The sequence below is a fragment of the Streptosporangium sp. NPDC001559 genome (assembly GCF_042893955.1).
GTDB lineage: Bacteria > Actinomycetota > Actinomycetes > Streptosporangiales > Streptosporangiaceae > Streptosporangium.
The window spans coordinates 148,750-173,330 of record NZ_JBIAVG010000019.1; the positions used below are offsets into that span (position 1 = coordinate 148,750).

Below are 24,581 nucleotides of genomic sequence, written 5' to 3' on the forward strand. Positions count from 1 at the left end.
GAGCAATCTGGAGTTTTCATGAACATCGCCGCACTGATCACCTGGGTGGTCACCGCACTCGGCGGCTTCCACATGCTCGGCACCTGGCTCTCGCGCGGCGGTGCCCGCGGCGGAAGCCACCTGCCGGTCCCGGTGATCTTCGGTCATTTCGCGCTGGCCGCCGTCGGCCTGGTCGTCTGGGTCGTCTACCTCATCGCCGACCTGAACGCGCTGGCCTGGATCGCCTTCGTCCTGCTGGTACCCGTCGCACTGCTCGGGTTCGTCATGCTGGCCCGGTGGATCCCGGTGTACCGGGCCCGTGCCACCACCGTCCCGTCGGCGGGTGAGCGCACCGCCCCCGCCGAGCGGCACTTCCCGGTCGCCGTGGTCGCCGCGCACGGGTTGTTCGCCGTCGTGACCGTGCTCCTGGTCCTGCTCTCCGCCCTGGGCGTCGGCGGCAGCTGACGAGGACTTCGCCTTCCTCGGCGCCCCGCGCGCCGAGGCCCGCTCGCGCGGCCGATTCCCTGCCCTGACCGCCCTGCCCGGATGACCGGCATGCCCGCAGCTGGAAGGATCACCCACGTGGAAATCTGGATCAACCCCGCGTGCAGCAAATGCGCCTCCGCTCTTTCACTGCTCGACGACGCGGGCGCCGCCTACACCGTGCGGCGCTACCTGGAGGAACCGCCCACCGCCCAGGAGATCGAAGACGTGCTGCGACGTCTCGGCATGCAGCCCTGGGAGATCGCCCGCCTCGCCGAACCCGCGGCGGCCGAACTGGGCCTCACCGCGTGGCCACGCGACGAGAGCCACCGCCCCCGGTGGATCGCGGCGCTGGCCGCTCACCCGATCCTGATCCAGCGGCCCATCATCACCGCGGACGACGGAACGGCGGTGATCGGCCGCTCGCCCGAATCCGTACGGTCCGCCCTGCCGTGACGACCGGCCCCGCGCCACAGCGTTCAAAGGTACGGCCTCCGCCGACGTCGGCGGAGGCCGTACCCCTGAAGCCCGCGCGTCATACCGGAGGCGTCCAGATGCGGCTGTGCAGATCCGCGCCGCGGATCACCTGGATGCGCCAGGGTTCGAGGCGAAGGACGTGCAGCCTGGGGTCGGCGGGCGACCTCCAGAAGGCCCCGAGGTCATATCCGGCCCCGCGCGGGCTGGTCGCCCGGTAGAGGTCCCAGACGTGACGCTTGGTCTCCAGGTCGTCGTCCCAGGTGGCCGTGGCCTCGATGGCGACCGAGCTGTTGCCGGGCTTCCAGTAGGAGAAGGAGGTGTGCGGGTTGCCCGCCAGGTGGGCCGCCTTGACCGGGGTCTTGTAGGTGGCCAGCCACCCGCGCGGCTTCCCTTCCACGTTCTCCCAGATGGGAATGAGGATGCGGGTACGGGGGCGGTTCCCGGAGTCGACGGTGACCATCGTGGCGTACCGGATGGCACCGATGTAGGCGTTGAACTCGCTCTCGATCTCGGCGAAGGACGTGGTCATCGGAGGGACTCCTTCCGCAGGCCGTACGCGCTGAAGGCGGCGGCGAGGACGGCGGCGACGATGGGGACGGACAGGGCGGCGCGGTAGGCGCCGAGCGGATCACCTTCGCCGGCGGCGACGATGACGGCGGTGCTGGCGGCGAGCCCGAGGGCCGCGCCGAACTGGAAGGACGTGTACAGCAGGCCACCGGCCAGCCCCTGCTCGCTCTCATCGACGCCCTCGGTGGCGACGATGGTCAGCGGCCCGTAGGCCAGGGCGAAGGACAGGCCGAGGATGAGCATGGTGGGGAACATCGCCAGGTAGACGGTGTCCGTCCCGATCGGCAGGAACAACACGTAGGACAGGACGGCCAGCAGCAGCCCGCCCAGGATGACCTTGGCGTTGCCGAACCGGGTGACCAGCCGGGGGGTGAGGGTCGGGGCGAGGATGGCGTCCGCGCCGATGGCGAGCATGGCCAGGCTGGTCTGCATCGAGCTCCAGCCGCGCAGTTCCTGCAGGTAGAGCACGGCGATGAACTGGAAGCCGAAGAAGGCGGCGGCGAACAGCAGGCCCGCCAGGTTGGCCCGGACCAGCGATCCGGAGCGCAGGATGCCGAGCCGCAGGAGCGGAGCCGGGGACTTCCGCTCGATCAGGACGAACAGCACCAGGAGGGCGAGTCCGGCCAGGAGGATGGCGGCGGTCAAACCGGCGCTCACGTGGGCGGCCCGCTCGATGCCCAGCACCAGCAGCATGATCGCGCCGGTGATGGTGACCGCGCCCGGCACGTCCACCCGCCGGTCCGTGGCCTGCTCCGCCGGGGTCGTGGGAATCAGCCGTACGGCCAGTACGAGGATGACCAGGGCGAGTACGGCGGGCACGAACAGCACCAGTCGCCAGTTCACCTCGGCCAGCAGGCCGCCGAGCACCAGTCCGAGCGAGAAGCCGCCCGCCGCCGTACCGGAGTAGACCAGCAGCGCCTGGTTGCGCTGGGGGCCCTCCTCGAAGCTGGTCGTGATGATCGACAGTCCGGCGGGGGTCATGACGGCGGCCGCGACGCCGGCCACGAACCGGGCCGCGATCAGCATCCCGCCGCTGTCGGCGACGCCTCCCAGGGCCGAGACGACCAGGAAGACCCCGAGCCAGACCAGGAACATCCGGCGGCGGCCGAACAGGTCGGCCGCTCGGCCGCCGACCAGCATGAATCCGCCGTAGCCCAGGACGTAGGCGCTGATCACCCACTGGAGTTCGCCGGTGGACAGGCCGAGTTCGGCCCGGATCGCCGGCAACGCCACGTTGAGCATGGCGACGTTGATGCCCTCCAGGAAGATCGCTCCGCAAAGAACGAACAACATCCCCCAGGTCCGGGGGGATCTCACGATGGTAGACACAGTGACTTCTCCCGTGGTTCTCTTTAGTAACGAAGGAATCTTGCGTCACCGTGGGGGAACTATGGAAGACGGCACTTCAAAGGCACTGAGTTACTGCACGGGAACCGATGCCGACCAGGCAAGACAGTGGGACGTCCGGGCGGACTGCGACGTACGGAACATTCTCGACCGCGTCGCCGACAAGTGGTCGCTGCTGGTGATCGCCCTTCTTGACCGTCAGACGATGCGCTTCTCCGAGTTGCGCCGCACCGTTGACGGCGTGAGCCAGCGCATGCTCACCGTCACGTTGCGGAACCTGGAGAGGGACGGGCTGGTCAAGCGGACCGTCTATCCCGTGGTGCCGCCTCGGGTCGAGTACGAGCTGACCCCGCTCGGCATCTCTCTCCACGAGGTGATCAAAACGCTGGTGATCTGGACGGAGGACCACCAGCAGGAGATCTCCGACGCCCGCTCCGAATTCGACCAGAGGGAGCTCGCGACCGCCGTCCCGTAACCGTGTTCCCGAGCACTCCGCGGCGGGGCGCCGTGAACGAACGCGGCCCCCGCCGACCGAGGTCGGAACGGGGGCCGTGCGGTCCGGCGGGGTCGTCCCGCGCGGGAGAGGGGGTGCGCCTGGCCACGCGGGACGAACGACGCCCGGAACGTCTTACGCGGCCGGTCGGCAGCCGGCCGCGACGACGCCGTCGGGCAGCTGCGCGCGGCCGCCGGCCCGGCACTGGAACCTCACCGGCGCCTGGCGGGCGACCACCAGCGACTCGCCCTGGAACTCACCCTCGGTGGCGGCTCCGTTGGAGGCGACGCAGTTGCCGTGCCCCAGCACGACGGCACCGGGCAGGACCTGGTCGCAGGTGTAGGTGGGGGTGGCGTCGGCCTGGGCGGGGGCCGCGACGGCAAGGGCGCCAACCGCCGAGACGGCGGCGAAGGTGATGGTGAGCAGGTGGCTGGAGAAACGCATGGGGGTGGTGTCCTTTCTGAGATAGGAGAGACAACCACCCGTTATGTTACCGAGGGTAGTCGAGTGACTATCTAGCGTTACAGCTGGGTTAGCGTAACCTTCGCCCCCCACCCTGGGTGTCCTTTTCGTAAGCCTCCGCAGTCCATGCCGGACCCGGGAAGGGGACCGGCCTCCTTCCCGGGCGGGAACTACCTGAAGGCCGTCACGTGATCGGCGGCCCACTCCTCGAAGGTCCGGGCCGGGCGGCCCGTGAGACGCGGGACGAGCGTCGCCCACTCCTCGTTGGGCGGGGCGGGATCGCGCGCCGACTCGGCCCATATCCCGAACAGCCAGTCCACCACGGCGGCCGGATAGCCGTGCCGAATCCACTGCTCCCGCGCCGTCACCGGGTCCTGCTCCTCGAAGCGCACCCGTTCGCCGAGGGCCCGCCCGATCGCCTCGGTCTGCTCGGCGACGGTGAGCGACCGCGGTCCGGTGAAGGTGTAGGTACGGCCCGCGTGGCCCTCCCCGAGGAGGACCGCCGTGGCGACGGCGGCCACGTCCGCCTCGTGGATCGGCTGGGTCACCGCCCCGCCGTACGGACGGCGCACGACTCGCTCGGCGCGGATCGACGGCGCCCAGTCCAGCCAGTTGCGCGCGAACTCCCCCGGCCGGATGTGGGTCCACTCCAGGCCGGACGCCTCGACGGCGCGCTCGACCACCTGGTAGCCGTCCGCGAACATCGGGTCGTCGGCCAGGGCGCCCGACAGGTTCACGATCCGCCGCACCCCGGACTCGGCCGCCAGCGCGAGGACCTCGGAGATCGCCTGCGGCACGGGGAACAGATAGAGCCGTTCCACGCCGGTCAGCGCCTCCCGCAGCGACTCAGGGCGCTCCAGGTCCCCCTCGAACACCTCGACCCCGCCGGGCAGGCCGGCGGTGGCGGAACTCCGGGTCAGGGCGCGTACGGCGTGGCCGGACCTCAGCAGTTCCGTGACGACGCACCGGCCCACCTCCCCGGTCGCCCCGGTCACCAGGATCGTCATGCCGCCTCCCCCGTGAAGTCCGCCGCGTGGTCCCGGGCCCACCTGGCGAAGGTGCGCGGTGGACGGCCGGTCATCTCCTCGTATGTGTTGGTCGGCGCCAGCGCGCCCGTGCCCTCGACGGCGGCGGCCAGCAGCTCGACCAGCCAGTCGGCCATCTTCGGCGGGCAGCCCTCCGCGAGCCACCGGACGCGGGCCTGCGACGGGGTCAGCTCCTCGAAGCGCACCCGCGCGCCGATGGCGGCGCCGATCGCCGACACCTGCTCGGCCTGGGTGACCTTGGCCGGGCCCGTGATGGTGTACGCCGCGCCGAGATGCTCGTCGGTCAGCAGCGCGGCCACCGCGACCTCGGCCACATCCGCCTCGTGGACCAGCGGATACCCCGAGGTGGGGTACGGCTCGCGCACCGTCCGCTCGGCACGGATCGGATCCGCCCAGCCGAGGGCGCGCGCGGCGAGCAGACCCGGGCGGACGTGGGTCCACTCCCTGCCGGTGGCCTCGACCGCCGTCTCAAGGTCGCGATGGGCCCGGCGTTCCTCCTCCAGGTGACGGCCCAGCGCACTCGGGTCGTCGGACGGGGCGAACCCGGCCGCGGCGGCCGAGTGCACCACGAACCTGCGCACACCCGCCGCCACGGCCTCCTCCGTGAATCCGGGCCCGGCGGCCCCCGGCCCCTGGTAGGCGTACGGGAACAGATAGACCCGTTCGACCGCCTTCAGCGCCTGCGGCCAGGTGTCCGGCCGGGTGAAGTCCCCGCGGACCAGTTCGACCCCCGCGGGAAGACGCACCCTGGCCGCCCGCGGATCGCGGACCATGGCGCGTACCCGCTGGCCCGCGCCCACCAGCCCCCGCACCACATGGCGGCCGATGTTGCCGGTCGCCCCCGTCACTAAAATCGTCACGTTGCTCCTCTGATCTCCGGATGGGCAATGGGGGCCGCCGCGTCCGTTGCCGTGGTTTCGCGGCGGCGCCCCGGCCCCGGGATGGTAGGCCGATTCCCGAGGAGCTCGCATATGGATCGTTCCAATGCCTCCCAGCGGGGCGCCGCCTGAAAACCGTGTGACCACCGGAAACGGTGCGCCCGCGGCCTCACCGGCACCGCGAGGGCTCCCCGCCCGCCGGGTCGTCCCGCGCGGGGTCGCAAGCTCAGGAACGGTTGTTCAGGCCGTGTTCGTACGCCCAGATGACGGCCTGGACCCGGTCGCGCAGCCCGAGCTTGCCCAGGATGCGGCCGACGTGGGTCTTGACGGTGCCCTCGGCCAGGAACAGCGATCCCGCTATCTCGGCGTTCGTCTCGCCCCAGGCGATGTGCCGCAACACCTCGCGCTCGCGCTCCGTCAGCGGGTCCGGCGTGACGTCCGGCAGGCGCCGCGCGACATGGTCGAGCAGACGCCGCGTCGTGGACGGCGCGATCACCGCGTCCCCACGGTGGACGGTCCGCACCGCGGACAGCAACTCGTCGGCGGGGGCGTCCTTGAGCAGGAAACCCGACGCCCCGGCCCGAAGCGCCGCGAAGGCGTATTCGTCCAGGTCGAAGGTGGTCAGGACGATCACCCTCGGTCCTTCGTCCGTCATCGGCAGCCGCCTGATCGCCTCGACCCCGTCCATGCGCGGCATCCGCACGTCCATGAGCACCACGTCCGCCGTCACCGCGCGCAGCCCGGCCAGGGCCTCCGCCCCGTCGCGTGCCTGCCCCACCACGCGCATGTCCTCCTGCGCGTCGATCACCATCGCCGTGCCGGTACGCACCAGGTCCTGGTCGTCGACGACATAGACCCGAATCGTCATGTCCGATACGGCAGGCGCGCATCGATGACGAACCCGCCCGCGTCCTCCGTCCGGATCTCCAGGGTGCCGCCCACGGCGCCCACCCGCTCCCGCATTCCCGCCAACCCGTTCCCCGTCCCTGTCGTCCCCGCCGGGGGCTCGCCGTCGTCGCTGACGGTGAGGCGCAGGTCGTCCTGTGCCCACTCCAGCGTGACCGTGCCGCGGACACCGGGGCCCGCGTGCTTGAGCGTGTTGGTCAGCGCCTCCTGAACCGTCCGGTAGACGGCGAGCTCCGTGCCCGGTCCGAGGGGGCGGGCCGCGCCCCGCACGATCTCGGTCACGGGAAGCCCCGCGCTCCTGGTGCGCTCCAGCAGTTCCGGCAGGTCGGCCAGGCCCGGTGACGGCCGCGCCCCGTCGGGTACGGCGCGCAGCACGCCGACGGCGGCCCGCATGTCCGTGAGCGCCGTGCGCCCGGTGTCCTCGATCGTGGCCAGGATCTCCGCCGCGCGCGCGGGCGCGAACCGGCCACCCCTGGCCTGGGCGACGATGACCGCCAGCGCGTGCGCGACCACGTCGTGCATCTCCCTGGCGATCCTGGCCCGTTCCGCCGCGGTCGCCCGCGCGGCGGCGTCACGGGCCCGCTCCCGCAGCAGGTCGACGTAGGCGAGCTGGGTCCGCCGGTACAGACCGAACCCCCACGCCGAGACCACCACCGCGGCCAGCAGCCCGAACAGCAGCCACGGGTTCGGTCCCAGGGCCGCGGCGGCCACACTGGAGTCGGTCGCGAACCTGGCCGCCGCCACCCCGGCCCCCACCAGGCCCACGGCCAGCGGAGGATGGCGCCGGTCGTACGCGGCGCAGGAGTAGACCATGAACGGGAAGATCAACGACGACGGCAGCACGAGGAACAGCCCGGTCACGGCGACCTGGACGGCGAAGGCGGCGGCGACCACGAGGAACGCCCAGCAGGCCCGGCGGTACGCGACGGCCACGTGCGCCACCAGGCATGCCCCCACGAGCAGGCCCGCGCGCGCTCCCGGCACCGAGAGCACCGCGACCACTACCGAAAGCGAGAACAACGGCACCCCGGCGACGAAGGCCGACACCATGTCCGCGCGCCGTGGCGTCATCACACCGTCGCCCGCTGGTAGGCCAGTGTGGCCCCGCCCACCGCCAGCCCGAACAGCAGCCAGCTCCCGTACACCAGCCCGACCGTCACCACGGCCGCGGGATCGGACAACGGCACGGGCCCCCGGGTGAGGCCGAGCAGCTGCGACAGCGTACCGAAAACGGACATGGTTCCCATGGTGGTCAACATAGCGGCGCCCGTCCAACCGCCCGTCAGCACCAGCCGCCGCGGCAGCCACCTCCCCCACCGCTGGACCAGCGCCAGGGAACCGGCCGCCCCGACGACCAGCATGATCAGCTCGCCGTACGGCAGGCCCTCGTCGTACCCCGTGGGACGCAGCAGCGTGCCGCCGAACGACCAGTACAGCTTGGCCGTCGGATAGACGAATCCGACCGCGAACGCGCTGTACCCGAGCCACGACCCGCCGGGCACCCGGATGTGACGCAGAATCAGCGCCCCCAGCAGCGCGCAGCCCGCCAGGCTGAGCCCGCGCAGCGCCATCCCGGGCCAGTCGACCCGCGAGAACTCCCCCGCCGGGATCCCCGTGACGGCGAAGAACGCGCGGAACGCGTCAAGCACGATGCCGCCCGCCGACCACAGCAGCAGTACGGCGGGCAGCAACCCCGCGGCGTGCGGCCGCACCACGAACACCGCGCCCAGTACGGCGGCCGCTACGGTCACCCAGTACGGCGCGAAGCCCGTGGTGTAGGGAAGCGCCGGCAGCGGCACGAGGGCGAGCGCGGCGGTCGGCGCGAGGACGATCAGCGCCGAGATCTGCATTCGTTGGAGTCGCATGACGCCAACGATTCCGGCCAAGGCCCGCAGGCCGCGTCTCCGCCGGGTCCAGACAAGATCTGACCTGGGAGGTATTGACACGGCCCGCACCCGGCGGGGTCGGGAAATCGCCGGCGGCGGTGACGCGGATCAGGATCTCGCCCTGGCCGGGACCCGGCCGATCTCTCATGTAGACCCCGGTCACCGCGAAAAGGAATCGGTCACGTCTGAAACATGCCGGTACCCGCTACTTCGCCGCTGCTTGGCTGAGTGCCCTTACGCCACACGCACCTGTCCGGACGGGAACCATGTCCACCATCACGCTCGCTCGGCCCCGCTCGCCTCTCATCGGCTGGCTCTCGGTCGTCTCACTCATGCTGGGCATCTTCGCCATCGTCACCAGCGAGATCCTGCCCATCGGTCTGCTGCCCGTCATCGGCGCGGACTTCGGCATCTCCGACGGCACCACAGGGCTGACCATGACGCTGCCCGGCGTCGTCGCCGCGGTCGCCGCGCCCACCGTCACACTGACCACCGCGCGCCTGGACCGCCGTGTGATGCTGTGCGTCCTCATGGCGGTGCTCGCCGTGGCCGACGTGCTGGCCGCGGTGGCGACCTCCTACTGGGTCATGCTGATCTCCAGGGCGCTCGTCGGTCTCACCATCGGCGGCTTCTGGTCGATCGGAGCGGGGCTGGCCGGCCGCCTGGTGCCCCCGCACGCCGTAGGCACCGCCACCGCTGTGATCTTCTCCTCCGTGCCGCTGGGCTCCGTGCTCGGCGTACCGGCCGGGACCTTCATCGGCGACCTCGCCGGTTGGCGGACCGCCTTCCTGGTCGTGGCCGTGCTGGCTGTCCTGGTTCTGGCCGCCCTGCTGACGCTGCTACCGCCGCTGCCCGCCCAGCGGGTCACCAGCCCTCGTGTCCTGCTCGACCTGCTGCGCGCCCGGGGCACCGCCGTCGCCCTGGCGGCGACCTTCCTCATCGTCCTGGCCCACTTCGGCACCTACACCTATGTCACGCCCTTCCTCCAGGACGTCACCGGCCTGCCTCCCGCGGCCGTCGGCGCCGTCCTGCTGGCGTACGGCGTCGCGGGAATCGCGGGTAACTTCCTGGCGGGCAAGGCCGTCGCCGCACACCCGCGAGCGACCTTCGCGGTCTGCGGCTGCCTGATCGCGGCCACCACCCTGCTGCTGCCCTCGGTCGGAGGAACAGCCGTCGGGGCCGTGGCGTCGCTCGTGCTCTGGGGCCTGGCGTACGGAGGTGTGCCCGTCTGCTCGCAGGCGTCGTTCATCGCCGCGGGCCCTCACACACCCGAGGCCGCCACGGTCGTCTTCACCTCCTCCTTCCAGGCGACCTTCGCCCTCGGCGCCTTCCTCGGCGGCCGTGTCGTCGACGCCTTCTCGGTCTCCACCGTGATGATCTGCGGCGGGCTGACGGCCCTGCTCATGGCGGTGTCCCTGTGGTCACTCGCCAAGCCCCGCTGAGGGCGCGCGCTCAGCTCGGCTGCGCGCGTTCCTCCAGGGTCGGGTAGAGGAGGGCGTTCACGACGACGGGAAGGGCACCGGGGCTCTCGTCGCTGTAGGCCTCCCGCTCGATCAGTTCGGTGATCGCGGTGCGCACCCGCACGTACCGCTCCGGCGTCATGTTCACCCGGACGCTGCTGATCTGGAGGCTGAGGTCGGGGCCGTAGGCGGGCGGGTCGAGCGGGACCCGGCCCGCCCGCAGGTCGGCGCGCAGCCGGTCACGGGCCGATTCGAGGAGTGCCAGCGTGGTGTCGCTGAAGTCCTCCGAGTCCTGGGCCAGGCTGAACACGTCGTTCTCGATGGTGAGCCTGCGATACGTCGGCCGGTAGCGCTTCTCGATGATCCCGGAGACCACCCTGGTCTGCGCCACGTAGATCAGGTTGGCCTCTTCGAGCTGTTTGACGTGCCGGTACAGCTTCGTCTGGTTCTCGCCGAGCCGTTCGGCCAGCTCCTTGACCGTGAGGGGGTCGGCCTGCTCTCCGCTGGGGAAGGCGGCCAGGATCGACAGGCGCAGGGGGTCCGCGACCATGCGGAGGGTCTCCAGGTCGGTGATCCTGCGGACGTCGACGACCGCGCTCTCGGACAGGCTGGCTTCCATCATCTCGGGCTCCATCGCCGGTCAGCTTCACTGGTTGCGTTACAGTAGCGCATCCGTCAACATTCACGTTAGCATGAATGAATGTGATGATGTGAATGATCACGGCGTCGAGAACGAAAGTGAAGACGATGACGGTGACAGAAACGCCCCAGGCGCAGACGGACTCCGCTGACCTGCCGTTACGCCGGAACCGGCGCTTCCAGGCCCTGTGGGTCGGCGGCGCCGGCGCGGCGATGTCGGTGAACATGGCCCTGGTCGCCATCCCCGTGCTGGTGCTCGCGGTGACCCGGTCGGCGATGGTCGCCGGACTGTACGGCCTGGTCACCGGGGTGGCCGCCTTCGCGGCGGGCGTCCCCGCGGGGGCGATGCTCGACCGCTACGACCGCAGGACCCTGCTCATCGTCTCCGAACTCGTGCGGGCGCTGGCGTTCGCCACGCTTCTGCTCTCCCTGACCTACGACACGTTCGGCGTCGTTCACCTCCTCGCCGTCGCGGCGGTCACCGGAGCCACGCAGCCGCTGTCCAGCGGGGCCCGCATGCTGGCCACCCGAAGCGTCGTCCCGCCCGCCCAGCTGACCAGCGCGCTGACGCAGGAGGAGGTCAGATCGCACAGCGCCTCGATCATCGGCCCCGCGCTCGGCGGCATGCTCTACGCCGCCTCCCGCACCCTGCCCGTCATCGGCATCGCGGCCGGTTACCTCCTGTCCGCGCTCTGCGCGCTGGCCGTGCCCCGGGACAGGGAGGCCAGCCGGGAGCGGCGCGCGCGGTCCGGCGGAGGCATGCTGGACGGGCTGGCGCTGCTGCTGCGCGTCCCGGTGCTGCGCGCCTCGATCATCGCGCTGAGCGTGCTCAACCTCGGCGGCTCCGCGCTCGACCTGCTGGTGGTCGTCCTGATCAAGACCAACGGCGGCTCGGAGGCCGAGGTCGGGTTCGCCTTCACGATCGTGTCGATCGGCGGGCTGGCCGGCGCCGGTCTGATCGGCCTGCTGCACAGCAGGCTGAGCCCCGGCGCGCTGCTGATCGGGCTCTACGCCTGGGGCGGCGCGCTCACCGCGGCGCTGGCCGTGCCGCTCGGCTTCTGGTGGTACGGCGTGGTGCTGGCGCTGGCGGTCCTGCCGCTGCCCGCGACCATGGTGCTGGTCGACATCCTGATCTTCCGCCAGGTCGAGGACGCCCTGCGCGGGCGGACCATCACCGCGACCATCACCATGCTCACGGTCGGCGCGGCCCTCGGCCCGTTCGTCGCCGGGCTCCTGCTGCAGTACGCCGGGCCCGTTCCCGCGGTGCTCACCGTCAGCGGCGTCTTCCTGGCCGCCGGGGTCTACGCCCTGAGCAAGCGGGTCATCCGCACCGCCCGGTGGCCGCAACCACAGGACTCGGGGGCCTAATGCTCGAGCCAGCCCTGGCGCACCGCCCGCACGCCGGCCTCGAACCGGCTGCGGGCTCCGAGCCTTTCGATGAGCGTGGCGGCCAATCGCCGGGAGGTCCTGGGCGAGACGCCCAGTCGTTTGGCGATGGCCTCGTCGGTGTGGCCCTCGGCCAGCAGGGCCAGCGCGCTCTGCTCCTGCGGCGACAGGCCGTGCGCGTTGATCGGGACGGCGCTGGACAGCGGCCTGGCGTTGGCCCAGACGCTCTCGAACAGCGCGCACAGGGCGGTCACGGTGCCCTCGCCGGTCAGGACGACCGCCCCGGCGGCGGTGTTGTCGCTGGAGACGGCGATGACGACGGTGTCACGGTCCAGGATGATCATCCGGTTGGGGAGCGTCGCCACGGTCCGCACCTCGGCGCCGCGCTGGACGATCCAGTTGGCGTAGTCGACGGTCGGCTGGTTGTTGCGCAGGCTGTCGAGGTAGACGACGCGCAGCCGTACTCCCCGCTCCAGCACCGCCGCGTCCTGCGGGCGGGCGCTCTCCAGGTTCTCCGGTGTCTGGGCGCCGTCCGGCGCGAAGGTCATGATCTCCCTGCTTACCGCACGGCAGAGCACCGCGATCCGGTCGCGGATGTTGTCGATGCCGACGACCTGCTCGACCCCGGTGCCCCCGGTCTCGGATCTGAGGCTGGCGTGGTCGGCGATGAGCCGGGCGGCGGCGGCGCGGGACTCCTCAAGACGCTGTTGCTGCGCGATCAGACCGGCCTGCTGCCTGCTGAGCAGAATCTGCATTCCGATGTCGGGCGAGACCGCGTGCAGATGTCCGTTCTGCTGCTGCGAGGGGCGGATCAGAGCGAGTTCACTCAGCTCATCCAGTGCGGCCCTTATGTCGCCCGCTTCGCAGGAGAGTCGTTCGGCGAGTTCGCCGACTCCCTCGTTCGGCCGGGCCAGCATCGCACGATAGACAGACTCAGCGACCTTAGTCAACCCCAGGGAAGTGAGCACCTGCATTTCCTTTTGGATCGAACATCGCCGTTGACCGGAATCGTCGCAGAGCCCCAACCGGGATAGCAAGGTTCATTTCGCCAAAAACTTTAATTTTTTATGACATACCTCCCCACTGCTGGTCAGTGGCAATCGCAATTCGCCACGAGAAAGCGAGCGCCGATGTACCTCGTGCACGTGCAGGTCAGGTCGTCGGCCGGAAGCGGCCTGCCGGCGGACGTGGCGGGCCGGGTCCTGGCCACGGCCGTCCCCGACGAGCGAATCGAGCACGTCGCCGTGCACCCGCACGCCAGGCCGTACCCCGTGCTCGGGGTCGTCCTCGGCGCCGACGGGCTTGAGCAGGCGGAGGAGCGGGCCGCCGCCGTGGTGCGCCGCGCCCTGGCCGCCCACGACGAACTGCGGGAGTGGGAGCAGGTCACGGCGCAGGTGCCCCTCATCGGGCCCTTCTACGAGCTGCTCGTCGAGCGGGAAACCCCCGGAGAGCTCTCCGGATGAACCGGTGAACGGTTCCGGCCACGGCATAGACAGGCCAGCTCGATCCCCTTCCGAGCAGGGGAAACGGTGATGAAGATAAGTTTCACACCCCGGGATGAGCAACCTGGAAGGCGACCTGACGAGGCGCCGACCGCCCAGCCGGAGCCTCACGGCTCTGATCCGATAAGGACTCTCGTCATGTTCGACAGCCTGCGCACCCTCCCCTCCCGCGTCGTCACCCTCCTGGCCGTCTCCGCTCTCGCCGTCCTGGCCGCTTTCGCCGCCGGCGCCGTGGACACCGCCGCGCCCGCCTCCTCCGCCCTCGTGGTCGTCCACAGCGGAACCGGCTGGCAGTAGCCCCAGCGGCGGCCCGCGTGGCCTGTTCGGGCCACGCACATGGAGCCCGGCCGTGAGACCCGGCCCTGGAACCCGGACCGCCATTTGTTTGACTTCCCCGCCTCGGCACGGACTTTATGACGGCGGATCACCGCCCCTTCTTACTCCGGCCGGCCGTTATTGCAGGTCATCGAAGTCGCCCATTGACAGCGGGCGCCGGTGAACCCCTTTCCTCAGACGAACATTCTGCTGCCGTGCGCGCGGAAAAACCCTCTCGCGGACGCCCGCCACGGGTTTCCCCGCCCCTCCAGAGAACCCTCATGAAAAGCCACCGTCCAGCGACGAAAGGACGCGACATGCCTCCGACGAACCCGGTCGCGACCTCGGAGCGTCAGTTCCACGCGATAAATCCGTGCCCCAGACCGAACCTCCGACTGGTCTGCTTCCCGCACTCCGGCGGCTCCGCCGGGTATTTCCGCACCTGGAAATCGGCGGTGCCGGAAGGCGTCGAGCTCCTCGCGGTCCGCTACCCCGGACGGGAGGAACGGCTCTGCGACCCGTTCGCCGAGGACATGCGTGAACTGGCCGACTCCATCGCCCACGCCTGCGCGCGGTTCGACGACGCGCCCCTGGCCTTCTTCGGCCACAGCCTGGGATCGCTGGTCGCCTACGAGGTGGCCGTACGACTGTCGGCGCGGTACGGCGTCACACTCAGGACGCTCTTCGCCTCCAGCTGCGCGGCACCCTGGCTGGCGCCCAGGCTCGGGCTCGGGGACGCCGCCGACGAGGCCCTGATCGAACGGGTCGGACAGCTCGGCGGGACCGACATGAGCGTCTTCGACAACCTGGAACTGCGTGAACTGATCATGCCGGCGATCCGGGCCGACTACCGCCTGCTGGACCGTTACACCGAACCGGCCACGACCGCGCTGGACTGTCCCGTCCACGTCTACCACGGCACGGACGACCCGGGCGTCGGGGCGGACGCGGTCGCCGCGTGGTCCAGGGCGACCGCCCGCGCCTTCTCCACACGGGCCTTCCCCGGCGGCCACTTCTACCTCGCAGAACACCTTCCCGAGCTGGCCCGCGACCTCTTCGCCCGCCTGGAGACCCCGCCGGCCGGACGCCCCTCCCGCTCCAACCTCCTGTTCGTCCTCGGGTGAAAGACCCAGAACCGCTGAGAAAGGAAACACCGTCATGGCCAACCCCTTCGAGGACCCGGACGCCCGTTACCTCGTGCTCGTCAACGACGAGGGCCAGCACTCGCTCTGGCCGACGTTCAGCCCCGTCCCGGCCGGATGGGAGGTGGTGTTCGGGGAGGCCGCCCGCCAGGAGTGCCTCGACCACATCGAACGGTCGTGGACCGACATGCGGCCGAAGAGCCTGATCGCCGCCATGGAAGACAACAGCTGACGACGACGCGTACGGGAAAGCCGAAGGAGGGAACCGCATGTCCGCGGTTGGTGGTGTGCCCCCGGTGACGCTGCCGGAACTGATCGGGGCGCAGGTGGCCAGGACACCGGACGCCGTCGCCCTGGTGGCCGGGAAGACCCGGCTCACCTACGCCGAGCTGGACCTTCGGGCCGGCCGGCTGGCCCGGCTGCTGGCCGGGCGGGGAGTCGGCACGGAGGACGTCGTCGCCCTGGCGCTGCCGAGGTCCGTCACGGCGATCACGGCCGTCTACGCGATCGCCAAGTCCGGGGCGGCCTGGTTGCCGGTCGACCCCTCCCTGCCGGCGGACCGGATCACGCGCATGGTCGCCGACTCCGGGGCGAAGCTGGTCCTCACCTCGGTGGAGACGGCTCCCGGCCTGCCCGACTGCGGCGTCCCCCTCCTGCAGGCCGACTCCTCCGTCGACACCGGCACCGGAGAGGTCCCGCTGCGGCCTCTCTCCCCGGCCAACACTGCCTACGTCATCTACACCTCCGGCTCGACCGGCACCCCCAAGGGCGTGGCCGTGACCCACGCGGGGCTCGCCGCCCTGGTCGCCACCCACGCGGGCCTGACCGGCATCGACGGCACCAGCCGCGTACTGCAGGGCGCCTCCCTCAGCTTCGACGTCTCCGTCTCGGACATCGTCAACACCCTCGCCAACGGCGCCACCCTCGTGCTGCCGCGCGAACAGAGCCAGATGGTCGGCGAGGAACTCGCCGGCCTGATCGACGAGTACGGGATCACCCACGCCGACCTGTCGCCGGCGATGCTGGCCACCCTGCCCGACGTGCCGCTGCCGACCCTGCGCGCCATCGTCGTCGGCGGGGAGGCGGTCCCCCGCGAACTGGTCTCCCGCTGGAGCGCCGGGCACGCCGTCTTCAACGGCTACGGCCCCACCGAGACCACGGTCACCGCCACCATGAGCGGCCCCCTGACCGGTGACGAGGAACCGCCGATCGGCCTGCCCTGCCGCGACACCCACGTCCACGTCCTGGACGACGCCCTGCGCCCGGCCGCCGAGGGCGAGCTGTACGTCGCGGGACCCGGACTGGCCCGGGGCTACGTGGGCAGGCCTGGCCTGACCGCGGAACGCTTCGTGGCCTGCCCCTTCGGCGAGCCGGGCGAGCGGATGTACCGCACCGGCGACAGGGTACGGCTGCGCCCCGACGGGCAGCTCGACTTCGTCGGCCGAGCCGACGACCAGGTGAAGATCCGCGGCTTCCGCATCGAACCGGGCGAGGTCGAGGCGGTCCTCGCCGGGCACCCCGCCGTACGGCAGGCCGTGGTGCTGGCCAGGCAGGTCGAGCCCGGCCGCAGGCTCCTCGTCGGCTACGTCACCGGCCAGGCCGACCCGGCCGAGCTGCGCGAGCACTGCGCGGGCAGGTTGCCGCACTACATGGTGCCCGCCGCCGTCGTCGTGCTTGAGACGTTCCCGCTCAACGCGGCGGGAAAGGTCGACAGGAAGGCCCTGCCCGCCCCGGTCTTCGGCCAGGCCGACGTGGGGACGCCCGCCCCGGCCGACGAGCTGGAGCGGACCCTCCACGAGCTCTACCGGAAGGTTCTCGGCCTGGCCGACGTGGGAGTCGAGGAGTCCTTCTTCGAACTCGGCGGTGACTCGATCACCGCGATCCAGCTGGTCTCCGAGGCGCGCAGGGCCGGGCTGCGGATCAGCCCGCGTGACGTCTTCACCGCGGGCAGCGTGACGGCCCTGGCCCGGATCGCGGGGACGGTCGAGGAACGGCCCGCCGTGACGGAGGAGGCGGGCGCCAACCTCGGCGAGGTCCCGCAGACCCCCGTCATCGCCTGGCTGGCCGCGCAGCGGGGCCCGCTGGACGGCTACCACCAGTCGATGAGCCTGTCGATCCCCGCGGAGACGACCGACGGACGGCTGACCGCCGCGCTGCAGGCCGTACTGGACCGGCACGACGTGCTGCGGATGCGGACCTCGGCGCCCGCCGTACGGCCGTGGCGGCTCTGGACCCGGCCCGAGGGCGCCGTACGCGCCGGGGACGTGGTGGAGTTCGTGACCGGCGAGGCGGACTTCGCGGCGGCGGCGCGCACGGCGCCGGCCCGGCTGCGGCCAGAGACCGGAGTGATGCTCCAGGCGGTCAGGTACGGCGCGCGCCTGCTGCTCGTCGTCCACCACGTGGTCGTCGACGGGGTGTCCTGGCGGACCCTCCAGGCGGACCTGCTGGCGGCGCTGCGCGAACCGGGAACACCGCTCGAACCGGTCCCGACCTCCTTCCGCCACTGGGCGCGGCGGCTCGGCGAGGCGGCCCTGTCCCCCGCCCGCGTGGCCGAACTGCCGTTCTGGGCCGAGACCCTGAGGACGCCGGAGACACCACTCGGCGGACGTGCCTTCGACCCGGCCCGCGACACCTACGCCACCGTCGGCTCACTCCGCCTCGCGCTGCCGCCCGAGATCACCGAACCACTGCTCACCCAGGCCCCCGCCGCCTTCCACGCGCAGGTCAACGACGTGCTGCTGACCGCCTTCTCCCTCGCTCTCGGGCACTGGCGCGCACGCCGCACCCCCGGCTCAGGGACGCCCGTGCTCGTGGCCGTCGAAGGGCACGGCCGGGAGGAGATCGTCGACGGAGTCGACCTGTCCAGGACGGTCGGCTGGTTCACCTCGGTCTTCCCGGTACGGCTCGACCCGGGCACGGTGCCCTGGACGGAGGTGACCGCGGGAGGCGCGGGAGTCGGCGCCGCGCTCAAACGGGTCAAGGAACAGCTGCGCGCCATCCCCGACCACGGCATCGGCTACGGCCTGCTCAGGTACCTCAATCCCGAGACCGGGGCCGTCCTGGGCGAACACCCCGAGCCGAGGATCGAGTTCAACTATCTGGGCCGCTTCCCGATGGACGACGTCACCGGCGAGGACTGGCTGGCCGGAGCCGACCTGGTGGGCGAGGGCGGCGAGCCGGACATGTCGCTGCCGCACGCCCTCGGCCTCGACGCCCTCACCCTCGACACCCCGAAGGGCCCGGCGCTGCTGGCCGAGTGGACCTGGGCGGGTGAACTGCTCACCGAACGGGAGACCGCCGAACTCGCCGAGGCCTGGTTCACCGCGCTGCGCGGTATCGCCGCCCACGTACGGCGAAGCACCGTGAACACGTACACGCCCTCCGACTTCCCCCTCGTCGAGATCGACCAGGCCGGACTGGACGCCCTGGTGGCCGCGCACCGGCCCGCCGGGATCGGCGACGTGTGGCCCGCGTCCGCGACGCAGAGCGGCATGGCCTTCCACTCCCAGTACGACCTGGGGGCCGCCGACGTCTACACCGCCGCGTGCAGCTTCGACCTGACCGGGGAACTTGAGGTGCCCAGGCTGCGCGCCGCCACCACGGCGCTGCTGGAACGCCACCCCAACCTGCGCGCCGCCTTCCACCGGGGCGAGGACGGCTCGACGTTCCAGGTCGTCGTGGACGGCGCGCGGGCGCCCTTCACGGAGATCGACCTGTCCGGCGTGGACGACTTCGAGGAACACGCCGCGAGGATCGTCGAGGAGGAACGCGCCCGCCGCTTCGACCTGTCCCGCCCGCCGCTGGTGCGCTGGCTGCTGCTGCGCGCCGCACCGGAACGCCACCGGCTCGTCGCCTCCGTCCACCACATCCTGCTCGACGGCTGGTCCATGCCGATCTTCGCCGAGGAGCTGTGGGCGCTGTACGCGAGTTCCGGCGACGACTCCGTACTGCCGCGCCGCGTGCCGTACCGGGACTATCTGGCCTGGGTCGACCGGCAGGACCGGGAGGCCGCCAGGCGGGCGTGGACCACGGCGCTGGCCGGATTCGAGGAGCCCACGCTGGTCGCGCCCGGCCAGAGGGCGCCGGAACCGCCCCGGCGGCTGCGGAGGGAACTGCCCGCAGAGACCACCGACCGGCTCGTACGGCTCGCCCGGCGGCACGGCGTGACCGTCAACACCGTGATCCAGGCGGTCTGGGGGGTGCTGCTGACCCGGCTGACCGGCCGGGGTGACGTCGCCTTCGGCATGACGGTCTCCGGTCGCCCGCACGAGATCCCCGGCGTGGAGCGGATGGTCGGCCTGCTGATCAACACCGTCCCCGTCCGGATCGGAGTCCGCCCCGCGGAGAGCTGGGCGGCGCTGCTCACCCGGGTACAGGCCGAACAGGCCGAGCTCCTGGACCACCAGCACCTGGGGCTGGCCGAGATCCAGCGGTGCGCCGGGCTCGGCGGCCTGTTCGACACCGTCGTCGTCTACGGCAACTACCCGGACAACGCGCCCCTCGGCGTCGAAGGCGTCCTGGACGTCGCACTCGTCGAGGACGCCGACGGCGCCCACTACCCGCTGCTGCTGGCGGTCACTCCCGGAGAACGGCTCGGCCTGCACCTCGACCACCAGCCCTCCGTCCTCACCGGCGAGGAGGCCACGGCCCTGCTCGGCCGGTTCGAACGGCTGCTCGGCCACCTGCTGGACGACCCCGGGGCACCGGTCGGCCACGCCGGAGTCCTGACGCCCGGGGAACGGGCCGAGATCCTCGGCGGATGGAACGACACCGCGGGGCCGGTCCCCGAGCGGAGCCTTCCTGAGCTGTTCGCCGAGCAGGTGGCGCGTGTCCCGGACGCGGTGGCTCTGCGCTGCGGCGAGGAGGAGCTGACCTACCGGGACCTCGACCTGCGGGCGGAACGGCTGGCCGACCGGCTGGCCGCGGCGGGCATGGGCCTGGAGACGCCGGTCGCGCTGCTGATGGACCGCTCCGCCGACCAGGTGGCCGCGCTGCTCGCGATCCTCAAGGGCGGCGGCCTGTACGTGCCGCTCGACGACCGCCACCCACTGGAACGGCTCAGCCGCGTACTGGCCGACAGCGGCGCCGGACTGCTGCTGGTGGACGAGGCGCACCAGGGACACCCGTTGACGGGCTCGGACCGGCTGCGGACCATCCGGGCGCACGAGACGGAGCAGGCCGGGGAACGGCCCGCCGTCCGCGTCCTGCCGGACAACCGGGCCTACCTGATGTTCACCTCGGGGTCCACGGGGGTGCCGAAGGGCGTGGCCGTCACCCACAGGAACGTGGTGGCGCTGGCCGCCGACGGCCGGTTCCGCAAGGAGGAGCACCGCCGGGTGCTGGTCCACTCTCCCCTGGCCTTCGACGCCTCGACCTACGAGTTGTGGGTGCCGTTGCTCTCGGGTGGTCAGGTGGTCGTGGCGCCGCCGGGGCAGCTCGGTACGGCGGATTTCGTCCGGTTGCTGGCCGGTGGTGGGGTGGACGCGCTGTGGTTGACGGCGGGATTGTTCCACCTGGTGGCGCAGGAGGCGCCGGAGTGTTTCGCGACGGTTCGGGAGGTCTGGACCGGGGGTGATGTGGTCTCCGCGGCCTCGGTGCGGCGGGTGCTGGAGAGTTGTCCCGGGTTGACGGTGGTCGACGGGTACGGCCCGACCGAGACCACGACCTTCGCCACCTGCCACCCGATGCGCTCGGCCGGTTCCGTCCCGGCCTCGGTGCCCGTCGGCGGGCCGATGGACAACATGCGGGCCTACATCCTGGACGAGGCGTTGCAACCGGTCCCGGCCGGAGTGGCCGGCGAGCTCTACCTCGCGGGCGAAGGCCTGGCCCGTGGATACGCGGGCAGGTCTGGTCTGACGGCTGAGCGGTTCGTGGCCTGTCCGTACGGCGGGCCGGGTGGGCGGATGTACCGCACCGGGGACCTGGTCCGGTGGAACACCTCCGGACAGATCGAGTTCGTCGGCCGTACCGACGACCAGGTGAAGATCCGTGGTTTCCGGATCGAGCCGGGTGAGGTCGAGGCGGTGATCGGGGGGTTCTCTCCGGTCGGTCAGGCCCTGGTGGTGGTCCGGGAGGATCGTCCCGGCGACAAGCGCCTGGTGGCCTACGTCACCGGGGACGCCACCCCCGAGGGAGTGCGCGAGTACGTGGGCGCCCGGTTGCCGGGCTACATGGTGCCGGTGGTCGTGACGCTTGAGGCCCTGCCGGTCACGGCCAACGGCAAGATCGACCGGCGCGCCCTGCCCGCCCCCGATCTCAGCACGTCCGAGGGACGCGAGCCGCGCACCCCCCGGGAGGAGATCCTCTGCGGCCTGTTCGCCGAGGTCCTCGGGGCCGAACGGGTCAGCCTGGATGACGGCTTCTTCGACCTGGGTGGACACTCACTCCTGGTGATGAAGCTGGTCAGCCGGATCCGTACGGTCCTGGGGGTCGAGTTGCCGATCAGGGCGCTCTTCCAGAACCCGGACGTGGCCCGCCTGGAACGGTACCTGACCACCGAGCAGGCCGGCGCCGTACGGCCCGCCCTGACCGCCATGACCCGGCCGGAACACATCCCGCTGTCCTTCGCCCAGCAACGCCTGTGGTTCATCGAACAGCTCGAGGGACCCAGTGCCCTCTACAACACCCCCCTGGCCGTACGGCTGCACGGCCCCGTGAACACCTCGGCACTCGACGCGGCGCTGACGGACGTGGTGGCCAGACACGAAGCGCTGCGGACGACCTTCCCCTCGGTCGGAGGGCTGCCCCGTCTGCGGCTCGCCGAGAACGCCCGCCCGGTGCTGGAGACGCGCGTGTGCGCGGACGACGCCGACGTCCGCGCGACGGTCGAACGCATCTCCGTCGAGCACGTCTTCGACATCGCCGTGGACATCCCGGTCCGGGCCTGGTTGCTTTCGCAGGGCGCGGACGAGCACGTGCTGGTCCTGCTGCTGCACCACATCGCCGGGGACGGCTGGTCGCTGCGGCCGCTGTTCGACGACCTGGCCGTCGCCTACCGGGCACGATCGGCTGGAAACGCCCCCGACTGGGCACCGTTGCCGGTGCAGTACGCCGACTACGCCCTCTGGCAGCGAGACCTCCTCGACACCCTCCTCGACGGGCAGCTCACCCACTGGCGGAACGCGCTGGACGGGACGCCCGAGGAGCTGGCGCTGCCGTACGACCGGCCCAGGCCGGACCGGGCGAGCCACCGGGGTGCGAACGCCCCGTTCCAGGTGGACGCCGAGTTGCACGCCAGGCTCGTCCGGCTGGCCGCAGGGCACCATGTCAGCCTGTTCATGCTGCTCCAGGCCGCCGTCGCCACCCTCTACAGCCGCCTCGGGGCCGGGACGGACATCCCGCTGGGGACGCCGACGGCCGGACGCACGGATGAGGCGCTCGACGACCTGGTCGGCTTCTTCGTCAACACCCTGGTGTTGCGCACCGACCTGTCGGGAAACCCGACCTTCACCGAACTGCTCGACCGGGTGCGCGCAGCCAACCTGGACGCCTACACCCACCAGGACGTGCCCTTCGAACGACTGGTCGAGCACCTCAACCCCGAGCGGGTCCCGGCCAGGCACCCGCTCTTCCAGACCCTCATCGCGATGAACAGCCAGACCCCGCTGCCGGAGGAGTTCGCCGGACTGGAGTGCGGGGAGTATCCCTTCGACCTGGACGTCGCCAAGTTCGACCTGGCCTTCAACTTCGCCGAGACCGGTGACGGGCTGACCGGCATGATCGAGTACTCCTGCGACCTGTTCGACCACGGGACCGTGACAACGCTGGCCGAACGGCTGCTCCGGGTGCTGTGGGCGGTGGCCGACGACCCCGGACAGCACGTCACCGCCCTGGAGATCCTGGCTCCGCAGGAGCGGGAGCTACTGGTGACCGGGTGGAACGACACCGCCGTCCCGCAGGTCGTCTCCACCCTGCACCGGCTGTTCGCCGAACAGGCCGCCAGAACCCCCGACGCCGTGGCCGTCGTCTCCGGCGACACCCACCTCACCTACACCGACCTCGACACCCACGCCAACCACCTCGCCCACACCCTGCTCGGCCGGAACCTGACACCGGACACCCCGGTCGCGCTGCTCCTGGACCGCTCCCCCACCCTCGTCGTCGCGATCCTGGGCATCCTCAAGGCCGGAGCCGCCTACCTTCCCCTCGATCCTCGGCAGCCCACCGAACGCCTCCAGCGGATCCTGACCGACGCGGGCGCCACCCTCCTGCTCACCGACACGACCCACGACCTTCACATCACCACCCTGACCATCACCCCACCCGCCGTCACCGGCCCCGTCGCGGCCCCGCCGGACATCGCCCGGCCAGAGCACACCGCCTACCTCATGTTCACCTCCGGATCGACCGGGACGCCCAAGGGCATCACGATCACCCACCAGAACGTGATCGACCTGGTGATGGACAGGTCCTGGCGGCAGCCGTACGGACAGCGGATCCTGTTCCACGCGCCGCACGCCTTCGACGCCTCCACCTACGAGCTGTGGGTGCCGCTGCTCTCCGGCGGTCAGGTGGTCGTCGCGCCGGCGGGCAACGTGGACGCGGCCGGGATCCGTGCCCTGGTCAGACGGCACGACCTCACTCACGTCCACGTCACGGCCGGTCTGTTCCGGGTGATCGCCGAGGAGGATCCGGACGCCTTCGCGGGGGTGCGGGAGGTGCTGACCGGAGGCGACGTGGTCTCGCCCGCCGCGGTGCGCCGGGTGCGCGAGGCGAACTCCGGCGTCACGATCCGGATCCTGTACGGTCCGACCGAGACGACGCTCTGCGTGACCCAGCTCGAGGCCGGGTCGGGGCGGTTGTCCATCGGCCGCCCGATGGACAACACCCGCGTCTACGTACTGGACGAGGGACTGCGGCCGGTCCCGGCCGGCGTCGCGGGCGAGCTGTACATCGCGGGCACCGGCCTGGCCCGCGGGTACGTGGGCAGACCCGCGCTGACCGCCGAGCGGTTCGTGGCCTGTCCGTACGGCGGGCGGATGTACCGCACCGGGGACGTCGTCCGGTGGAACACCTCCGGGGAGATCGAGTTCGTCGGCCGTACCGACGACCAGGTGAAGATCCGCGGCTTCCGGGTCGAGCTCGCCGAGATCGAGGCCGTGACCGGTGAGCATCCCTCGGTACGGCAGGCGGTCGTGGTCGCACGTGAGGACCGGCCGGGAGACAAGCGCCTGGTCGCCTACGTCACCGGGGAGGCCGTCCCCGAACAGGTGCGTGAGCACGTCGCCGCCCGGCTGCCCGCCTACATGGTGCCGACGGTGATGGTCCTGGACGCCCTGCCCGTCACGGCCAACGGCAAGATCGACCGGCACGCGCTGCCCGCTCCCGACTTCGGTACGGCCGGTGGCCGTGGTCCGCGCACCCCGAGGGAGGAGATCCTGTGCGGCCTGTTCGCCGAGGTCCTCGGTCTCGAACGGGTGGGCATCGACGACGGCTTCTTCGACCTGGGCGGACACTCGCTGCTCGCCACCAAGCTCGTCAGCCGCATCCGCACCGTCCTCGGCGCCGAGTTGCCGATCCGCTCCCTGTTCAACGCCCCCACCGTCGCCGGTGTCGTCGACGAACTCCCCAAGTCCGGCCCGGCCAGGCCCGCGTTGCGGCCCAGGCGCTGAGC

General features: G+C 71.4%; 20 protein-coding genes. 10 read left to right on the forward strand and 10 right to left on the reverse strand.

The features are described 5' to 3' along the window. Positions 1–18: 18 nt before the first annotated feature. Positions 19–444: a hypothetical protein gene (locus ACFYY8_RS34920; RefSeq protein WP_390048504.1), complete on the forward strand. Its 426-nt coding sequence runs from the start codon at positions 19–21 to the stop codon at positions 442–444. 117 nt (positions 445–561) lie between these two features. Beyond that, on the forward strand, positions 562–918 hold the full coding sequence (locus tag ACFYY8_RS34925; protein ID WP_390048506.1) for an arsenate reductase family protein: 357 nt from the start codon (positions 562–564) through the stop codon (positions 916–918). A gap of 79 nt (positions 919–997) precedes the next feature. Here ACFYY8_RS34925 and ACFYY8_RS34930 read toward each other — a convergent pair whose 3' ends face one another. Further along, a complete protein-coding gene (locus ACFYY8_RS34930) occupies positions 998–1,468 on the reverse strand; it encodes a pyridoxamine 5'-phosphate oxidase family protein (RefSeq protein WP_390048508.1) in 471 nt (156 codons plus the stop codon). Then, positions 1,465–2,799: an MFS transporter gene (locus ACFYY8_RS34935; RefSeq protein ID WP_390048510.1), complete on the reverse strand. Its 1,335-nt coding sequence runs from the start codon at positions 2,797–2,799 to the stop codon at positions 1,465–1,467. The genes ACFYY8_RS34930 and ACFYY8_RS34935 overlap by 4 nt, the downstream gene beginning before the upstream one ends. A 97-nt stretch (positions 2,800–2,896) precedes the next feature. Here ACFYY8_RS34935 and ACFYY8_RS34940 point away from each other — a divergent pair, with 97 nt between their 5' ends. Further along, positions 2,897–3,328 (forward strand): winged helix-turn-helix transcriptional regulator, encoded by a 432-nt coding sequence (locus tag ACFYY8_RS34940; RefSeq protein ID WP_390048512.1) that lies wholly within the window; start codon positions 2,897–2,899, stop codon positions 3,326–3,328. Positions 3,329–3,481: 153 nt separating this feature from the next. Here ACFYY8_RS34940 and ACFYY8_RS34945 read toward each other — a convergent pair whose 3' ends face one another. The 6 genes from ACFYY8_RS34945 to ACFYY8_RS34970 form a co-directional block, all read right to left on the reverse strand. After that, positions 3,482–3,790, reverse strand: a complete 309-nt coding sequence (locus tag ACFYY8_RS34945; RefSeq protein ID WP_390048514.1) for a hypothetical protein — start codon at positions 3,788–3,790, stop codon at positions 3,482–3,484. 188 nt (positions 3,791–3,978) lie between these two features. Continuing rightward, positions 3,979–4,815: an NAD(P)H-binding protein gene (locus ACFYY8_RS34950; protein ID WP_390048516.1), complete on the reverse strand. Its 837-nt coding sequence runs from the start codon at positions 4,813–4,815 to the stop codon at positions 3,979–3,981. Beyond that, positions 4,812–5,714, reverse strand: coding sequence for an NAD(P)H-binding protein (locus ACFYY8_RS34955; RefSeq protein WP_390048518.1), 903 nt, complete (start codon positions 5,712–5,714; stop codon positions 4,812–4,814). Before ACFYY8_RS34955 ends, ACFYY8_RS34950 begins: the two co-directional genes overlap by 4 nt. Before the next feature lie 244 nt (positions 5,715–5,958). Then, positions 5,959–6,600: a response regulator transcription factor gene (locus tag ACFYY8_RS34960; protein ID WP_352012442.1), complete on the reverse strand. Its 642-nt coding sequence runs from the start codon at positions 6,598–6,600 to the stop codon at positions 5,959–5,961. Then, positions 6,597–7,709, reverse strand: a complete 1,113-nt coding sequence (locus ACFYY8_RS34965) for a sensor histidine kinase (protein ID WP_390048521.1) — start codon at positions 7,707–7,709, stop codon at positions 6,597–6,599. The genes ACFYY8_RS34960 and ACFYY8_RS34965 overlap by 4 nt, the downstream gene beginning before the upstream one ends. Next, on the reverse strand, positions 7,709–8,503 hold the full coding sequence (locus ACFYY8_RS34970) for a hypothetical protein (protein ID WP_390048523.1): 795 nt from the start codon (positions 8,501–8,503) through the stop codon (positions 7,709–7,711). The genes ACFYY8_RS34965 and ACFYY8_RS34970 overlap by 1 nt, the downstream gene beginning before the upstream one ends. Before the next feature lie 287 nt (positions 8,504–8,790). On the opposite strand from ACFYY8_RS34970, the gene ACFYY8_RS34975 reads away from it, so the two are divergent. Then, positions 8,791–9,966 (forward strand): MFS transporter, encoded by a 1,176-nt coding sequence (locus tag ACFYY8_RS34975; RefSeq protein ID WP_390048525.1) that lies wholly within the window; start codon positions 8,791–8,793, stop codon positions 9,964–9,966. 10 nt (positions 9,967–9,976) lie between these two features. Here the strand turns inward: ACFYY8_RS34975 and ACFYY8_RS34980 are convergent, their stop codons facing one another. Continuing rightward, positions 9,977–10,606: a helix-turn-helix domain-containing protein gene (locus ACFYY8_RS34980; protein ID WP_390048527.1), complete on the reverse strand. Its 630-nt coding sequence runs from the start codon at positions 10,604–10,606 to the stop codon at positions 9,977–9,979. A gap of 125 nt (positions 10,607–10,731) precedes the next feature. On the opposite strand from ACFYY8_RS34980, the gene ACFYY8_RS34985 reads away from it, so the two are divergent. Continuing rightward, entirely contained in the window at positions 10,732–11,991 is a 1,260-nt protein-coding gene (locus ACFYY8_RS34985; protein WP_390048529.1) for an MFS transporter, read from the forward strand. On the opposite strand, the gene ACFYY8_RS34990 is transcribed toward ACFYY8_RS34985, so the two are convergent. Next, on the reverse strand, positions 11,988–12,926 hold the full coding sequence (locus ACFYY8_RS34990) for a LuxR C-terminal-related transcriptional regulator (protein ID WP_390048531.1): 939 nt from the start codon (positions 12,924–12,926) through the stop codon (positions 11,988–11,990). The two genes, ACFYY8_RS34985 and ACFYY8_RS34990, sit on opposite strands and share 4 nt — an antisense overlap. A 213-nt stretch (positions 12,927–13,139) precedes the next feature. On the opposite strand from ACFYY8_RS34990, the gene ACFYY8_RS34995 reads away from it, so the two are divergent. The 5 genes from ACFYY8_RS34995 (at position 13,140) to ACFYY8_RS35015 (ending at position 24,579) form a co-directional block, all read left to right on the forward strand. Continuing rightward, positions 13,140–13,472 (forward strand): hypothetical protein, encoded by a 333-nt coding sequence (locus ACFYY8_RS34995; protein ID WP_390048533.1) that lies wholly within the window; start codon positions 13,140–13,142, stop codon positions 13,470–13,472. A 177-nt stretch (positions 13,473–13,649) separates the two neighbouring features. Beyond that, a complete protein-coding gene (locus tag ACFYY8_RS35000) occupies positions 13,650–13,808 on the forward strand; it encodes a hypothetical protein (protein WP_390048535.1) in 159 nt (52 codons plus the stop codon). Positions 13,809–14,143: 335 nt separating this feature from the next. Beyond that, the gene (locus ACFYY8_RS35005) at positions 14,144–14,950 is read left to right on the forward strand and encodes a thioesterase II family protein (RefSeq protein ID WP_390048537.1); all 807 of its coding nucleotides are present in this window, start codon (positions 14,144–14,146) and stop codon (positions 14,948–14,950) included. 34 nt (positions 14,951–14,984) lie between these two features. Next, positions 14,985–15,200, forward strand: a complete 216-nt coding sequence (locus ACFYY8_RS35010) for an MbtH family protein (protein ID WP_352012432.1) — start codon at positions 14,985–14,987, stop codon at positions 15,198–15,200. Positions 15,201–15,237: 37 nt separating this feature from the next. Next, positions 15,238–24,579: an amino acid adenylation domain-containing protein gene (locus ACFYY8_RS35015; protein ID WP_390048539.1), complete on the forward strand. Its 9,342-nt coding sequence runs from the start codon at positions 15,238–15,240 to the stop codon at positions 24,577–24,579. Positions 24,580–24,581 lie beyond the last annotated feature (2 nt).

Excerpts from the sequence above, each read along its gene's own strand:
- ACFYY8_RS34920 (WP_390048504.1), top strand. The coding sequence starts at position 19 with ATGAACATCGCCGCACTGATCACCTGGGTGGTCACCGCACTCGGCGGC.
- ACFYY8_RS34930 (WP_390048508.1), bottom strand. The coding sequence starts at position 1,468 with ATGACCACGTCCTTCGCCGAGATCGAGAGCGAGTTCAACGCCTACATC.
- ACFYY8_RS34935 (WP_390048510.1), bottom strand. The coding sequence starts at position 2,799 with ATGTTGTTCGTTCTTTGCGGAGCGATCTTCCTGGAGGGCATCAACGTC.
- ACFYY8_RS34940 (WP_390048512.1), top strand. The coding sequence starts at position 2,897 with ATGGAAGACGGCACTTCAAAGGCACTGAGTTACTGCACGGGAACCGAT.
- ACFYY8_RS34945 (WP_390048514.1), bottom strand. The coding sequence starts at position 3,790 with ATGCGTTTCTCCAGCCACCTGCTCACCATCACCTTCGCCGCCGTCTCG.
- ACFYY8_RS34950 (WP_390048516.1), bottom strand. The coding sequence starts at position 4,815 with ATGACGATCCTGGTGACCGGGGCGACCGGGGAGGTGGGCCGGTGCGTC.
- ACFYY8_RS34960 (WP_352012442.1), bottom strand. The coding sequence starts at position 6,600 with ATGACGATTCGGGTCTATGTCGTCGACGACCAGGACCTGGTGCGTACC.
- ACFYY8_RS34965 (WP_390048521.1), bottom strand. The coding sequence starts at position 7,709 with ATGACGCCACGGCGCGCGGACATGGTGTCGGCCTTCGTCGCCGGGGTG.
- ACFYY8_RS34970 (WP_390048523.1), bottom strand. The coding sequence starts at position 8,503 with ATGCGACTCCAACGAATGCAGATCTCGGCGCTGATCGTCCTCGCGCCG.
- ACFYY8_RS34975 (WP_390048525.1), top strand. The coding sequence starts at position 8,791 with ATGTCCACCATCACGCTCGCTCGGCCCCGCTCGCCTCTCATCGGCTGG.
- ACFYY8_RS34980 (WP_390048527.1), bottom strand. The coding sequence starts at position 10,606 with ATGATGGAAGCCAGCCTGTCCGAGAGCGCGGTCGTCGACGTCCGCAGG.
- ACFYY8_RS34985 (WP_390048529.1), top strand. The coding sequence starts at position 10,732 with ATGACGGTGACAGAAACGCCCCAGGCGCAGACGGACTCCGCTGACCTG.
- ACFYY8_RS34990 (WP_390048531.1), bottom strand. The coding sequence starts at position 12,926 with ATGCTGGCCCGGCCGAACGAGGGAGTCGGCGAACTCGCCGAACGACTC.
- ACFYY8_RS34995 (WP_390048533.1), top strand. The coding sequence starts at position 13,140 with ATGTACCTCGTGCACGTGCAGGTCAGGTCGTCGGCCGGAAGCGGCCTG.
- ACFYY8_RS35000 (WP_390048535.1), top strand. The coding sequence starts at position 13,650 with ATGTTCGACAGCCTGCGCACCCTCCCCTCCCGCGTCGTCACCCTCCTG.
- ACFYY8_RS35005 (WP_390048537.1), top strand. The coding sequence starts at position 14,144 with ATGCCTCCGACGAACCCGGTCGCGACCTCGGAGCGTCAGTTCCACGCG.
- ACFYY8_RS35010 (WP_352012432.1), top strand. The coding sequence starts at position 14,985 with ATGGCCAACCCCTTCGAGGACCCGGACGCCCGTTACCTCGTGCTCGTC.
- ACFYY8_RS35015 (WP_390048539.1), top strand. The coding sequence starts at position 15,238 with ATGTCCGCGGTTGGTGGTGTGCCCCCGGTGACGCTGCCGGAACTGATC.